The organism is Rhodanobacter sp. B05, assembly GCF_002001085.1.
Classification (GTDB): domain Bacteria; phylum Pseudomonadota; class Gammaproteobacteria; order Xanthomonadales; family Rhodanobacteraceae; genus Rhodanobacter.
Window position 1 is genome coordinate 28,955 of record NZ_MUNU01000014.1, and the last position, 13,684, is coordinate 42,638.

The following is a 13,684-nucleotide window of genomic DNA, read 5'->3' on the forward strand; positions in this document are numbered from 1 at the left end:
CACCCGATGGGGTTTGCTGTGTTATTTCTTAGACTTCGGGTTTTACTCGGCCTTAGATAAGCTCTACCGAGCTTCGGAGGGTGTCCATGCGTGACCTGACACAGATTGCGGAATCGGCGACTGCCGCGCTAAAGATGAAGTTGCAAGGCAGCTTGTTCGCGGGTGAGCAAACTGCGCTTCGCTGCCACGCCAGTACAGGTCAGGGAGGAGCCACGATCAAAGATGTGCTCAATCAGTACGAGAAAGCACTGCGCGACTTAAGTGCGCTTTATGTCGACAAATATCGATGGATCAGTACACAGGCACTCATTGCCAATTGGGTGCATTCAGTGACACCTGCTCTGATGCGAAGGTGCTTCCCGAGGTGGAGGCCATCGTCGTCATTGGCGCTCATGGCAAAGAGCGATTTACGATCGCTTTACGAGTTTTGCGAAGCCCGGCTGAGAAACGTTCTTCCAAATACCGGAATCACCAACCCTAGCATGTTCGACGCTTACGTCAACATACTTGCCGGTATATATACCGATGTGCAGGAGGGGATGCTCCTGAGCTTCGATGAAGCCAGCGCGGAGATTGAGCGATCCATGATTAGGAAAGGGCTCGGCCCGCTCCAGAAGCTCAGTTGGCTGGTAACCGGCGCCGCAATCGGGGCGCTCACTACTGGTTATTTTAGGAAGTAGCGCTGTTCCTTTTACAACTGGATAATTCCCCAAGGTTCTGAATCAGTTTGGGCTGATTCGACCATGCGGAAGTGTCCAGCTGGTGAGCATGCGAAGTTCTGGCCGATGGCCGGCTCTGGTGCCGCTCGTGTGGCCATCATTTCCGCGCCATGGTCAGAGCATGGGCAGGCGCGTGGTTAAGCGCGACTGAGAAGCACCAGCTCATCGGCGAAGCAACCGAGTCAGAGATATTTATTTGGCACCAGTAACTCACGCCGCCCGCGGCTCCACCCGACGCATGATTTCCTTGCGCGTGGGCAGCGTCTTGAGGTCGTACATGGCCTGCAGATTCAGCCATGACACGGCATCACCGCCGAAGTAGCGGGCCAGGCGCTCGGCGGTGTCGGCGCTGACGCCGCGACGTTCGTTGACGATTTCATGGATGCGCGTGGCCGGTACGTTGAGCGCGACGGCCAATGCGTTGGCACTCATGTCCAGCGGCGCGAGATAGTCCTCGCGCAGGATTTCGCCGGGATGAACGGGGCGCATGCGATTGACTGGTGGGTTCATGGCAGTTCTCAGTGGTAGTCCACGATTTCGACGTCTTCGGGGCCGGCGGCTGTCCAGACGAAACATACGCGCCATTGCCGATTGATGCGGATACTGTGCTGGCCGGCGCGGTCGTGTTTCAGTGCTTCCAACTGGTTGCCTGGTGGCGAGCGCAGGAACTCCAGCGTGTGCGCGGCGTCGAGTTGGGACAGTTTGCGGATGGCTGCGTCCTTGATGGCGCGGAATCGCCGTGGATCGCCGCCCTCGAATAACGCCTGCGTATCCTTGCAGTGGAAGCTCCGTATCATCGATTGAGACTATTACGTTTAGCGTAATACGTCAAAGAGGGTGCCGCATGTCGTGACGAGAAACGGCGCCGCATTGCTGCGGCGCCGTTGTTGTTTTGCCATGAAACCAGCTTCACTGTTAGTGAAGAGCGATTCCGGCCTTCGCCGGAATGACGAGCTAGGCCGGAACGACGGGCTTTAGAGCGCTTCGAAAATCCCCGCCGCACCCATGCCGGTGCCAATGCACATCGTCACCATGCCGTACTTCTGCTTCCGGCGGCGCATGCCATGCACCAGCGTGGCGATGCGCACGGCGCCAGTGGCACCGAGCGGATGGCCGAGGGCGATGGCGCCGCCGAGCGGGTTGACCTTGCTGGGGTCGAGCTTGAGGTCGCCCATCACGGCGAGGGCCTGGGCGGCGAAGGCTTCGTTGAGTTCGATCCAGTCGAGCTGATCCTGGGTGATGCCGGTCTGCTTGAGCGCTTTCGGGATCGCTTCCTTCGGGCCGATGCCCATCACTTCCGGCGGCACGCCGGCGACAGAGAAGCCGACGAAGCGGGCGAGCGGCTGCAGGTTGTATTCCTTGATCGCCTTTTCGCTGGCGAGCAGCACGGCGCCGGCGCCGTCGGACATCTGCGAGGAGTTGCCGGCGGTGACGGTGCCGCCGAACTGGCCGTTGCGGAACACGGTCTTGAGCTTGCTCAGCACTTCCAGCGTGGTGCCGGCGCGCGGGCCTTCGTCGGCGCCGATGCTCCGGCTGTCGGTGATGATGCCGCGCGTGGCGAGGTTCGGGTAGTGGTCGTCCAGCGCGAACGGGCTGATCTCGTCGTTGAATTCGCCGGCGGCCTGGGCGGCCAAGGCGCGGCGATGGCTTTCCACCGAGAACGCGTCCTGCTGCTCGCGGCTGACCTTCCACTGCTTCGCCACGTTCTCGGCGGTGATGCCCATGCCGTAGGCGATGCCGATGTGCTCGTTGGTGAAGATCGCGGGGTTCATCGCGACCTTGTGTCCCATCATCGGCACCATGCTCATGCTCTCGGTGCCGCCGGCGAGCATCAGGTCATCCTCGCCGAGGCGGATGCGGTCGGCGGCCATCGCCACGGCCTGCAGGCCGGACGAGCAGAAGCGATTGACGGTGACGCCGGGCACGGTGTCGGGCAGGCCGGCCAGCAGCAGGCCGATGCGCGCCACGTTCATGCCTTGCTCGGCTTCGGGCATGGCGCAGCCGATGATGACGTCACCGATGCGATGCGGGTCGATGCCGGGGTATTGCGCCATCACGCGGCGGATCACGTGGGCGAGCATGTCGTCCGGGCGGGTGTTGCGGAACACGCCGCGCGGCGCCTTGCCGACCGGGGTGCGGGTGGCGGCGACGATATAGGCGTCTTGCACTTGCTTGGTCATGGTGAAACTCCAAAAGCGAGAAGAGAGTGGAGAGGAGTGAGAAGTGAGAGAAAGCGCGGGCTTCGACTCTCACTCCTCACTTCTGCGCGCGAAGCGCGCTCACTAGTTCCTCAATGGTTTGCCGGTGGTCATGGTGTGGGCGATGCGGGCCTGGGTTTTCTCGGTCTGCGCCAGTTCCACGAAATGCTTGCGCTCCAACGCCAGCAGCCATTCCTCGTCGACCGTCGAGCCACGCTCGATCACGCCGCCACACAAGGTGTCGGCGATGCGCGTGGCGATGTCCACGTCGTGCTCGGAGGCGAAGTAGCCCGCCTGCAGGTTGGCCAGCGAGGCCTTGAACGTGGCAGTGCCGACATCGCCGGCGACCGGGATCGCACGGGCCGGCAGCGGCGGACGGTAGCCGCTTTCGGCCAACGCGTTTGCCACCTGCTTGGCCACGTAGAGCAGCTCGTAGGCGTTGAACACCACCACGTCGCTGTCGCGCAACAGGCCGAGCTGCTTCGCTTCGAACGCGCTGGCGGAAACCTTGGCCATCGCCACGGTCTCGAACACCTTCTTCAATTCCTCGAACGGGTCGCCCGGGTTTGCCTTGGCAGCGCGCACGGCCAGCTCATGCAGGCCACCGCCGGCCGGCAGCAGGCCGACGCCGGCTTCGACCAAGCCGATATAGCTTTCCAGTGCCGCGACGGTGCGTGCCGAATGCATCTGAAACTCGCAGCCGCCGCCGAACGCCATGCCACGCACGGCGGAGACCACCGGCACCAGCGAGTACTTGATCGCCATGCTGGTGCGCTGGAAGTTCTCCACCATCTTCTCGAAGTCGGCGATCTTGCCTTCCTTGAGCAGGCCCAGTGCGCCCTTGAGGTCCGCGCCAGCGGAGAACGGCTCGCCGGTCTGCCAGATCACCACCGCCTTGAGCTTCTCCTCGGCCAGCTTGATCGCGTGCTGCACGCCGTCGAGCACGAAGTCGTTGACCGTGTTCATCTTGGTCTTGAACGAGAGGATGCCGACGCCATCGTCGCCCAGCGTCCACAGGCGCACGCCGTCGTTCTCCCAAACCGTGACGCCCTGGTCGAACTTCTCGCCGAGCAGCGGATCGGGGAATAGCTGGCGCTTGTAGACCGGATGCTGCGAACGCGGCTTGTCGGCGTTGGCGCTGGCCGAGTACGAGCCGTCCTTGCCGTGGACGCCTTCGCGGCCATCGGTGACCCACGCCGGCAGCGGCGCCTTGCTCATGGCCTTGCCGGCGGCGATGTCCTCGTTGATCCAGCCGGCGATCTGCTGCCAGCCGGCGGCTTGCCAGGTCTCGAACGGGCCGAGCTTCCAGCCGTAGCCCCAGCGGATCGCGAAATCCACGTCGCGCGCGGTGTCGGCGATATCGGCCAGGTGATAGGCGGTGTAATGGAACAGGTCACGGAAGCTGGCCCACAGGAACTGGGCCTGCGGATCGCCGGACGCGCGCAGCTTGCCGAATTTCTCGGCCGGGTCCTTGATCGCCAGGATCGCGGCGACTTCATCGGACGGCTTCTGCTCGGAGGCGCGGTAATCCTTCGCGGCCGGGTCGAGTACCACGATGTCCTTGCCGGCCTTCTTGTAGAAGCCGGCGCCGGTCTTCTGGCCCAGCGCGCCCTGGTCGATCAGGCCCTGCAGCCACACCGGCGCCTTGAAGTACTGGTGCCACGGATCGTCCGGCAACGTATCGGCCATGGTCTTGATCACGTGCGCCATGGTGTCCAGGCCGACCACGTCGGCGGTGCGGTAGGTGGCACTCTTCGGACGGCCCAGCGCGGGACCGGTCAGCGCGTCGACGGTGTCGAAGCCGAGCTTGAACTGGTCGGTGTGGTACATCGCCGCCAGCATCGAGAACACGCCGATGCGGTTGCCGATGAAGTTCGGGGTGTCCTTGGCGATCACCACGCCCTTGCCGACGGTGGTGACGAGGAAGGCTTCGAGGCCTTCGATCACGGCCGGGTCGGTGAGCTTGGTCGGGATCAGCTCGACCAGATGCATGTAGCGCGGCGGGTTGAAGAAGTGCACGCCGGTGAAGCGATGACGCATTTCTTCCGGCAGCGCTTCGGCCAGGCTGTTGATCGACAGACCCGAGGTATTCGAGGCAAGGATCGCGGTCTTCGACAGATGCGGCGCGATCTTCTTGTACAGGTCCAGCTTCCAGTCCATCCGCTCAGCGATCGCCTCGATCACCAGGTCGACGTCCTTCAGATGGTCCATGTCTTCGTCGTAGTTTGCCGGGATGATCGCGGCGGCGAGGTTCTTGTCGGCCAGCGGGGCAGGTGACAGCTTGGCGAGGTTGGCGATGGCCTTGAGCGCGATACCGCTCTTCGGGCCTTCCTTCGCGGGCAGGTCGAACAGCACGGTCTCGACGCCGGCATTGGTCAGGTGCGCGGCAATCTGCGCGCCCATGACACCGGCGCCCAGCACGGCGGCCTTGCGGATGCGCAGCGCTGATGTGGGTGAGGATGCAGCGGTCATTGGCTTCTCCGATGGTGCGATGGTGACAACTCGATGAATGGTGGCAAGTTGGCCGTTACTGGCCGGTGACAAAATCTACGGATGGCTGAGCCCCGCCGCGGCGAAGCGGATCAGGTGCTGCACGGTCTGTTCGCGATGGGCTTGTTCGCTGACGCCGCCCTTGCGCTGGATCATGCCGAAGCCGGACATCGCATGGGTCAGCGCGCCGGTGACCAGGTCGATGCGCCAGTACAGCTCCGGCTTGCCCAGGTGGGGCAACAGGCGGGCGAATTCGGCGGTGAACTGACGCATCACATGGCCGTAGTTCTCGGACAGGAACTGGCGCAGGGTGTCGTCGTGCTCGGCGAATGCCCGCGCCAGCACGCGCATGAACAGGGCGCCGTTGCCTTCATGCGACAGCTCCAGGGCCGGGCGGATGTAGGCGGCGAGCACTTCTTCCAGCGTAGCGGGATGGTCGCTGCCGAGCCGCGCCAGCGCAGCCAGGCGGTCGGCGTTCAAGGCATCCAGGCGGCGGCGGAACACTTCCTCGACCAGCTTTTCCTTGGAGCCGAAGTGGTAATTGACTGCGGCCAGGTTGACGCCGGCGGCGGTGGTCAGCTGACGCAGGGAAGCGCCATCGAACCCGCGCTGTGCGAACAGCTGTTCGGCGGCGCCGAGGATGCGGTCCCGGGTGGAACTGGCAGTGTTCACGGAGGAGGCTGACATCCTTCGGGTGGCGGCAGAATTCAAACGATCGTTTGAGCATACGTGAAGCCGTTCCCGCGCGTCAAACGATCGTTTGCCAAGCCCTGCGCGCTCCTTGCAGATGAGCTAGAATCTGTCAGACTTTAGTGGGCTAAATCCTCAATCCTTGTCAGGTTTAGTCCCTTTGCCGGTCCAGGCCGGCCCGACCACCTTCCTTGAAATCCGTTTGCCGGAGCAGATTCCCATGGCGCTGGAGCGCACCCTTTCCATCATCAAGCCCGATGCCGTCGCCAAGAACGTCATCGGCGAAATCTACGCACGTTTCGAAAAAGCTGGCCTGAAAATCGTCGCCGCCCGCATGAAGCAGTTGTCGCGCCAGGAAGCCGAAGGCTTTTATGCGGTGCATCGCGAGCGTCCGTTCTTCAAGGCGCTGGTCGAGTTCATGATCTCAGGTCCGGTGATGATCACCGCGCTGGAAGGCGAGAACGCCGTGCTTGCTCATCGCGACCTGATGGGCGCCACCAACCCGAAGGAAGCCGCGCCGGGCACGATCCGCGCCGACTTCGCCGACTCCATTGACGCCAATGCCGTGCATGGTTCCGACGCCGTCGACACCGCCAAGGTGGAGATTGCGTATTTCTTCGCCGCGACCGAAATCGCTTCAAGGTAACCATGCACGAAGTTGTCGCCAGCTCCACCAAGGTCAACCTGCTCGATTTCGATCGCCAGGGTCTGCGTGATTTCTTCACGCAGATCGGCGAGAAGCCGTATCGCGCCGAGCAGGTGATGAAGTGGATCTACCACGACCTGGAAGACAACTTCGAGAACATGACCGACGTGGGCAAGGCGCTGCGCGCCAAGCTCACCGAGGTCTGCTACATCGGCGCACCGAAGACGCTGCTGGACAAGGCCGCCACTGACGGTACCCACAAGTGGCTGCTGGGCATGGACAGCGGCAACGCGATCGAGACGGTGTACATCCCCGAGCCGACCCGCGGCACCTTGTGCGTGTCCTCGCAGATCGGTTGCGCGCTGAACTGCAGCTTCTGCTCCACCGGCGCGCAGGGTTTCAACCGCAACCTGTCCACCGCCGAGATCATTGGCCAGGTGTGGGTGGCGGCGAAGTATCTCGGCAACATCACCCATCAGAATCGTCGCATCACCAACGTGGTGATGATGGGCATGGGCGAGCCGCTGGCGAACTTCGAGAATGTGGTGCGGGCGATGAAGTTGATGCGCGACGACCTGGGCTTCGGCCTGGCCGCCAAGCGCGTCACGCTGTCCACCGCCGGCATGGTGCCGCTGATCGACCAGTTGTCGGACGCGATCGACGTGTCGCTGGCGGTCTCGCTGCATGCGGCCAATGACGAATTGCGCACCGAGCTGGTGCCGATCAACAAGCGTTATCCGATCGCCGAGCTGCTGGCGGCCTGCCAGCGCTGGGTCGCACGCAAGCCGCGCACCTCGATCACCTTCGAATACACGCTGATGAAGGGCGTCAACGACCAGCCCGAGCACGCCCGCCAGCTGATCAAGCTGATGCGCAAGCTGCCGACCTGCAAGGTCAACCTGATTCCGTTCAATCCATTCCCCGGCACCCGCTACGAGCGCTCGGACGCGAACGACATCCGCGACTTCCAGACGCAGCTGTTGAATGCGGGTGTGCTGACCATGCTGCGGCGTACCCGCGGCGACGATATCGATGCGGCCTGCGGCCAGCTGGCCGGGCAGGTCACGGATCGCACACGGCGCAGTGCCGATCTGCGCAAACGCCAGGACGAGGGAGCTTTGCATGCGATTTGACCGGGCCTTGATTCTCTGCCTGCTGCTGCCGCTGGCAGGCTGCATCACCACGCACACCAGCAGCAACAGCCTGGGCAAGCCCTTGCCGCAGGAAAGCAAGGCCGACCAGGCCAAGGATGCCGCCCGCGTGCATACGGAGCTGGGCCAGCATTACCTCGCCAGCGGCGACCTGCAGACGGCCTTGGCCAAATTGCAGATGGCGCTCCAGTTCGACCCCAACTACGCCCCGGCGCACACGGTCATTGCCTACATCTACGAGCGCATCGGGCGAACGGCAGACGCCGAAATCAACTACCGCAAGGCGGTCGAGCTTGAGCCGAACAAGGGTGACCCGAACAACAATCTCGGCCAGTTCCTGTGCTCGACCGGCAAGTATGCCGAGGGTGAAACCTATTTCCGCAAGGCGGTCACCGATCCGTTCTATGCCACCCCCGCCGTTGCCCTGACCAACGCCGGCGTTTGCCAGTTGCGCGCCGGCGACAAAGTCAGGGCTGAAGCCGATTTTCGTGACGCCATCGCGCGAAATCCCAACGATGGCGAGGCACTCTTCCAGCTCGCCGACCTGCTGTATCAGAGGAAGGACGCGTTTCGTGCAAGGGCCTTCCTGCAGCGTTTCGACGCGCTGGGCAAGCCGACTGCCGCTTCGCTCAAACTGGGGCACGACATCGAAACAAGCATGGGCAACCCGGAGGGGGCCCGAAATTACAGCAAGCGACTGCTTGGCCAGTTCCCGGACTCGGAACAGGCGCACGCTCTTGAATCCGCCAACAGCCCATGACGCCCATCCAATCCGACACACCCGAGCAGGTACCGAGCAACGCCGAGCTGTTCGGGGATCCTCTGCGCGAGCGCAGCGCAATTCCTGCCGAGGCCCATGAGCCGAGCTTTGGCAGCCGCTTGCGTGCGGCGCGCGAAGCCCGCGGGCTGGATCTCGAAGCCTGCGCCAACACCTTGAAACTGCCTGCCCGCGTGCTGCGGAAACTCGAGCTGGATCAGCGCGACGGCATCGACTCAAAGATCTACCTGGGCAGCTACATCGCCAAATACGGGCGTTATCTCGGCATCAACGACGCGTCCGTCCAGGTGGAGGTGGATCGCATCCGCCAGATCGAGGCGCCGCTGGTAGCCACCGGCGGCATCTCGCACTCGCGTTTCCTGTTAGATCGCTACGCCACCGCGGCCACATACCTCGTGCTGACCCTGGTGATCGCGGTGCCGACGGTCTGGTTCGGCGTGCGCAGCACGCTGGACCGCGATCTCAGCCATCTGGCCCCGCTGGATGCCGCGCCGGTAGCGCAGCAGGACGCGCCAGGCAACTCCGGCGCGACGGTTGCCGACAGCCAGGTCAGCCATGCGCTGCCTTCGCCGCCGCCCGGCGCCGCCACGGTGGCGGAGTCGGATCAGCCGCTGATGGCATCGATGGCACCGTTCCCGAACTTGTCCAACGACAACAGCCCGGCCTTGCCCAAGCCACCCGTGGCGGCGGTCGACGCCGGTCGTGGTGACCACAGCCTGGATCTGACGCTCTCGGCACCGAGCTGGGTCGAGGTGATCCAGGCCGACGGATCGCGCCTGGAATATGGCCTGTTGCCGGCCGGCAGTCACAAGACTTATCACAGCGACCAGCCGCTGGATGTGCGCATCGGCAATGTCAGTGGCACCCAGGTCGAGATCGATGGCCAGGCGGTCGGACTGGACGATTTCCGCCACGCCAACGTGGCGCATTTCCGCATGCAAATGCAGGACGGCAAGGCCTCCGCCGCCAGTCTCTGATCGCGTGGCGGACCGCTCGGCGCGACCCATTTCGGTTATGCTTGCGCATTGCCTGCCCGACGATAAGGCGGGCAGGCTCCGTACACCCTTTTGTTTACCGCGCTGCACCGCGCCGAGCGGGTGCGCAGCCTCTTGAACGGTGATTGCATGGCTTTTGAAGAATACGACAAGTACGAACAGAGCGAGTTGGTGCAGAAATGGCTGCGCGAGAACGGTGTTTCCATCGTCGTTGGCGTGCTTATCGGTCTGGTCGGCATTTTCGGGTGGCAGCAATGGCGCAGTCATCAGGCTCGCAACGAGAGCGCCGCATCGCAGCTTTACCAGCAGGCGCGGATCGCCCAGTTGTCGGGCAAGTCGGATGTCGCCGCACAGTCGGTTGACCAGTTGATGAAGGATTACGCGAAGTCGCCCTACACGGTGTTCGCCGTCACCGATCGCGCCCAGCAGCAGGTGCAGGACAAGCAGTTGGACAAGGCCGAGGCCTCTTTGCAGTGGGCGGTGAGCCACGCCACGGAGGCGCCGCTGAAGTCGTTGACGCTGCTGCGGCTCGCACGCGTGGAGTTGGCCCGCGACCAGGCCAAGACCGCGTTGGCCACGCTCGAGCAGGTACCTGCCGACAGCTTCCAGGGGCTGGCGCAGGAACTCCGCGGCGATGTGCTGGTCAAGCTTGGACGCCCGGACGACGCGCGCAAGGCCTACCAGACGGCCATGTCGGTACTGAGCGAGGATGCGCCGCAACGCGGCGTCTTGCAGATGAAACTCGATGATTTGGCCGTGGCCGGGAAGCAGGGTGCATGAAAAGATTTCTGTGGGTCACACTGGCTTCGCTGGTAACCCTCGCCGGTTGCCATTCGTTCAAGAAGGAAAACGTCCAGCCGCCGATGCCGCTGGCCAAGGATTTCAAGCCGACCGTGCAGGTCACCCGCCTGTGGCGCACGCGGGTGGGCGACGGTGCCGCCGAGAGCGGTGTGCGGCTGCGTCCGACCGTGGTCGATGGCGTGCTGTACGCCGACAGCACGGACGGCAAGCTGGCAGCGATTGACGCGGCCAGCGGCAAGACCTTGTGGTCGAAGAGTTCGAGCACCCATGGCTGGTTCGGCTGGGGCGACAAGAAGCGCAAGGATGCCATGTATGCCGGCGGCCCGGCGGTCAATGGCGACCTGCTTGCCGTCGGCACCCTCGATGGCCACGTCTATGGCGTGAACGCCAAGGACGGCAGCCCGCGCTGGGAGGCCGAGCTGGATACCCAGGTGCTCACCTCGCCGGTGATTCTCGGCGATCTGGTGGTGGTGCGCGGTGGCGATGGCCGGATCTATGCGCTGGATGCCGCCACCGGCAAGCGCCGCTGGGTTTACGACCAGGGCAACGTGCCACTGTTGAGCATACGAGGCAACGGTGAGCTGCTGGTGGCCAATGGCGTGGTGTTCTACGGCAGCGATGACGGCCTGCTGGTGGCGCTGCGCCTGGACAATGGCGCCAAGCTGTGGGAGCAGCGCCTGGCCAGCGGCGAAGGCCGCACCGATATTGAGCGGCTGGACGACGCCGACGGCAGCATCCTGCTGGATGGCAGCACGCTTTATGCCGCGGCTTATCACGGCAACCTGGTGGCGGTGGATGGCCCGAGCGGGCGCCCGCTGTGGACACGTCAGTTCTCCACCTACACCTCGCTGGCGGTCAAGGACAACAGCATTTTCGGGGTCGATGACAATTCCGAGGTGTGGGCGTTCGACAAGAGCGCCGGCGCCGACATGTGGAAGAACGCCTCGCTCAAGTACCGCTGGCTCACCGGGCCGGCCGTGCAGGGCAACTACGTGGTGGTCGGCGACATGGAAGGCTATGTGCACTGGCTGCAGGTCGGGGACGGCGCGCTCGCCGCACGCGAACGGCTGTCCAAGAAGGCTATCCGCGCGCAGCCGCTGGTGGTGGGCGACACTGTCTATGTCGAGGACGTGAAGGGCCATATCGGCGCCTATCGCCTGTCCTCGCCCTGATCGCCGGAACGAAGTCACCATCATGCTGCCCGTCGTTGCGTTGGTTGGTCGTCCGAATGTCGGTAAATCGACCCTGTTCAACGTGCTCACGCGCAGCCGCGACGCCCTGGTTGCAGACATGCCGGGGGTTACCCGTGATCGTCATTACGGTGCCTGCCACGGCGGCGAGCGCCCGTTCCTGGTAGTCGACACCGGCGGCTTGTCCGGGGTCGAGGAGGCCATGGACGTGCTCACCGCGAAGCAGGTACGCCTTGCGATCGAGGAAGCGCAGGTGCTGGTCTTCGTGGTCGATGCGCGCGACGGGCTACTGCCGCAGGACCACGTGATCCTGGCCGAGCTGCGGCGCAGCGGCAAGCCGATCGTCGCTGCGGTCAACAAGACGGACGGCCTCGACGAGCAGGCCGCGCTGGCGGAGTTTGCCGCGTTCGGCATCGCCACCACCGTGCCGTTGTCCGCCGCGCACAATCGTGGCACCGACGATCTGATCCAGGTCGTGCTGCCGCTGTTGCCTGCCGATGAGGACACCACGGACGACGCAGCGAACGAGGATGGCAGCATCCGCGTGGCCATCGTCGGTCGGCCGAACGCCGGCAAGTCGACCCTGATCAACCGACTGCTGGGCGAGGAGCGGTTGATCGTCTCCGACGTGGCCGGCACCACGCGCGATCCGATCCGGGTGCCGCTGGAGCGCGACGGCAAGCGTTACACCCTGATCGACACCGCCGGCATCCGACGCAAGGCGCGGGTCGAGGAGGCGGTGGAGAAATTCAGCGTGATCAAGACGCTGCAGTCGATCGCCGCCGCCCAGGTGGTGGTGATGATGATCGACGCCCGCGAGAACCTCGCCGACCAGGATCTCACCCTGATCGGCCATGCGATCGACGAGGGCAGGGCGCTGGTGATCGCGCTCAACAAGTGGGATGGCCTGGATGCCTATCAGCGCGACGAGTGCCTGCGCGCGCTTGATCGCCGGCTGGTCTTCGTTGAATGGGCCAAGCGGGTGCACGTCTCGGCGCTGCACGGTTCGGGCCTGCGCGAATTGATGCGTGCGGTGGTGCGTGCGCATGCCTCGGCGACCAAGGTGCTGGTCTCGTCTGATCTGACCAAGACGCTGGAAACCGCCTACGAGAGCTACCAGCCGCCGCTGGTCAACGGTCATGCGCCGAAGCTGCGTTTTGCGCATCCCGGCGGCACCAACCCGCCGACCATCGTGATCCACGGCACGCGCACCAAGCACATCGCACCGGCCTACCAGCGCTACCTGGAGAATTTCTTCCGCAAGCGCTACAAGCTGGAAGGCACGCCGATCCGGATTGCCTTCCGCGAAGGCGAAAACCCGTACGCGGGGCGCAAGAAGGTGTTGACCAAGGAACAGCAGCACAAGGCCCGGCGCCGGTTGAGCGAGCTGATCAAGCGCACGCGCTGAGCGGCGGCAGCGGAACCTCTCATCCAGGCCTGGTTCGGTCGAGATCCTGCGGGATCAGGCCGTATACCGCCGCATCGCGTGCATGTCCGTTCACCCATAGCCGGTTGCGGGCGATCGCCTCGCAGGTCGCGCCGATCCTTGCGGCCGTGGCGCGACTCGGCCGATTGTCCGGCAACACGACGATCTCGATGCGGATCAGGCCGAGCTGCTCGAAGCCGAAGCGCGCCACCAGCCGCCCTGCCGCGGCCGCCAGACCTTGCCGCTGGCTCGACTGGCGCACCCAGTAGCCCAGGTTGGCGCGACGATGGAGTGGTTCGACCTGGTTGAGCCCGACGCCGCCAAGCAGGCGTCCCGTGCTGGCGTCGAACATCGGAAACGCAAAATGTTCGCCGGACTGCCAGCCGGATCGGCAGTGGCCTACCCAGGCGACAGCCTCGTCCCGCCCATAGCCCGCATGGCACCACGGCAGCCAGCGCCCGACGCTGTCCATCGACTCCTGCACCGCCTCGACCAGTTGCGCCACATCATCGTCACGCCACGGCCGCAGCTGCAGCTGCAGCCGTCCGTCGTGAAGTTCGATGGCCTCGTCCAGCTTCTCGTTCGCAACCATGCCTGCCT

General features: G+C 64.1%; 14 protein-coding genes. 8 read left to right on the top strand and 6 right to left on the bottom strand.

Annotated elements, in window-relative coordinates:
- The first annotated feature begins 86 nt into the window (after positions 1-86).
- Entirely contained in the window at positions 87-680 is a 594-nt protein-coding gene (locus tag B0E47_RS16765) for a hypothetical protein (RefSeq protein ID WP_139351387.1), read from the top strand.
- A 249-nt stretch (positions 681-929) separates the two neighbouring features.
- Here the strand turns inward: B0E47_RS16765 and B0E47_RS07580 are convergent, their stop codons facing one another.
- The 5 genes from B0E47_RS07580 to B0E47_RS07600 form a co-directional block, all read right to left on the bottom strand.
- On the bottom strand, positions 930-1,229 hold the full coding sequence (locus B0E47_RS07580; RefSeq protein ID WP_077513417.1) for a HigA family addiction module antitoxin: 300 nt from the start codon (positions 1,227-1,229) through the stop codon (positions 930-932).
- Positions 1,230-1,237: 8 nt separating this feature from the next.
- Entirely contained in the window at positions 1,238-1,516 is a 279-nt protein-coding gene (locus tag B0E47_RS07585) for a type II toxin-antitoxin system RelE/ParE family toxin (protein WP_077513418.1), read from the bottom strand.
- A gap of 177 nt (positions 1,517-1,693) precedes the next feature.
- Positions 1,694-2,899, bottom strand: a complete 1,206-nt coding sequence (locus B0E47_RS07590) for an acetyl-CoA C-acyltransferase (protein WP_077513419.1) — start codon at positions 2,897-2,899, stop codon at positions 1,694-1,696.
- A gap of 102 nt (positions 2,900-3,001) precedes the next feature.
- Positions 3,002-5,389: a 3-hydroxyacyl-CoA dehydrogenase/enoyl-CoA hydratase family protein gene (locus B0E47_RS07595; RefSeq protein WP_077513420.1), complete on the bottom strand. Its 2,388-nt coding sequence runs from the start codon at positions 5,387-5,389 to the stop codon at positions 3,002-3,004.
- A 75-nt stretch (positions 5,390-5,464) separates the two neighbouring features.
- The gene (locus B0E47_RS07600) at positions 5,465-6,079 is read right to left on the bottom strand and encodes a TetR/AcrR family transcriptional regulator (protein WP_254422860.1); all 615 of its coding nucleotides are present in this window, start codon (positions 6,077-6,079) and stop codon (positions 5,465-5,467) included.
- A gap of 238 nt (positions 6,080-6,317) precedes the next feature.
- On the opposite strand from B0E47_RS07600, the gene ndk reads away from it, so the two are divergent.
- From ndk to der, 7 genes are all read left to right on the top strand, one after another.
- Entirely contained in the window at positions 6,318-6,743 is a 426-nt protein-coding gene (ndk, locus tag B0E47_RS07605; RefSeq protein ID WP_077513422.1) for a nucleoside-diphosphate kinase, read from the top strand.
- Positions 6,744-6,745: 2 nt separating this feature from the next.
- Positions 6,746-7,876, top strand: coding sequence for a 23S rRNA (adenine(2503)-C(2))-methyltransferase RlmN (gene rlmN / locus B0E47_RS07610; RefSeq protein ID WP_077513423.1), 1,131 nt, complete (start codon positions 6,746-6,748; stop codon positions 7,874-7,876).
- Complete coding sequence (gene pilW, locus B0E47_RS07615) at positions 7,866-8,654, top strand: type IV pilus biogenesis/stability protein PilW (RefSeq protein ID WP_077513424.1); 789 nt, start codon at positions 7,866-7,868, stop codon at positions 8,652-8,654. Before rlmN ends, pilW begins: the two co-directional genes overlap by 11 nt.
- Positions 8,651-9,649, top strand: a complete 999-nt coding sequence (locus B0E47_RS07620; protein ID WP_077513425.1) for a helix-turn-helix domain-containing protein — start codon at positions 8,651-8,653, stop codon at positions 9,647-9,649. Before pilW ends, B0E47_RS07620 begins: the two co-directional genes overlap by 4 nt.
- A gap of 147 nt (positions 9,650-9,796) precedes the next feature.
- On the top strand, positions 9,797-10,447 hold the full coding sequence (locus B0E47_RS07625; RefSeq protein ID WP_077513426.1) for a tetratricopeptide repeat protein: 651 nt from the start codon (positions 9,797-9,799) through the stop codon (positions 10,445-10,447).
- Positions 10,444-11,640 (top strand): outer membrane protein assembly factor BamB, encoded by a 1,197-nt coding sequence (gene bamB / locus B0E47_RS07630; RefSeq protein WP_077513427.1) that lies wholly within the window; start codon positions 10,444-10,446, stop codon positions 11,638-11,640. Before B0E47_RS07625 ends, bamB begins: the two co-directional genes overlap by 4 nt.
- Before the next feature lie 22 nt (positions 11,641-11,662).
- Entirely contained in the window at positions 11,663-13,066 is a 1,404-nt protein-coding gene (gene der / locus B0E47_RS07635) for a ribosome biogenesis GTPase Der (RefSeq protein WP_077513428.1), read from the top strand.
- A 19-nt stretch (positions 13,067-13,085) separates the two neighbouring features.
- Here der and B0E47_RS07640 read toward each other — a convergent pair whose 3' ends face one another.
- Positions 13,086-13,676 carry a GNAT family protein gene (locus B0E47_RS07640; protein WP_077513429.1) on the bottom strand — a complete coding sequence of 197 codons (591 nt, stop codon included), beginning with the start codon at positions 13,674-13,676 and terminating at the stop codon, positions 13,086-13,088.
- Between the last annotated feature and the right edge of the window lie 8 nt (positions 13,677-13,684).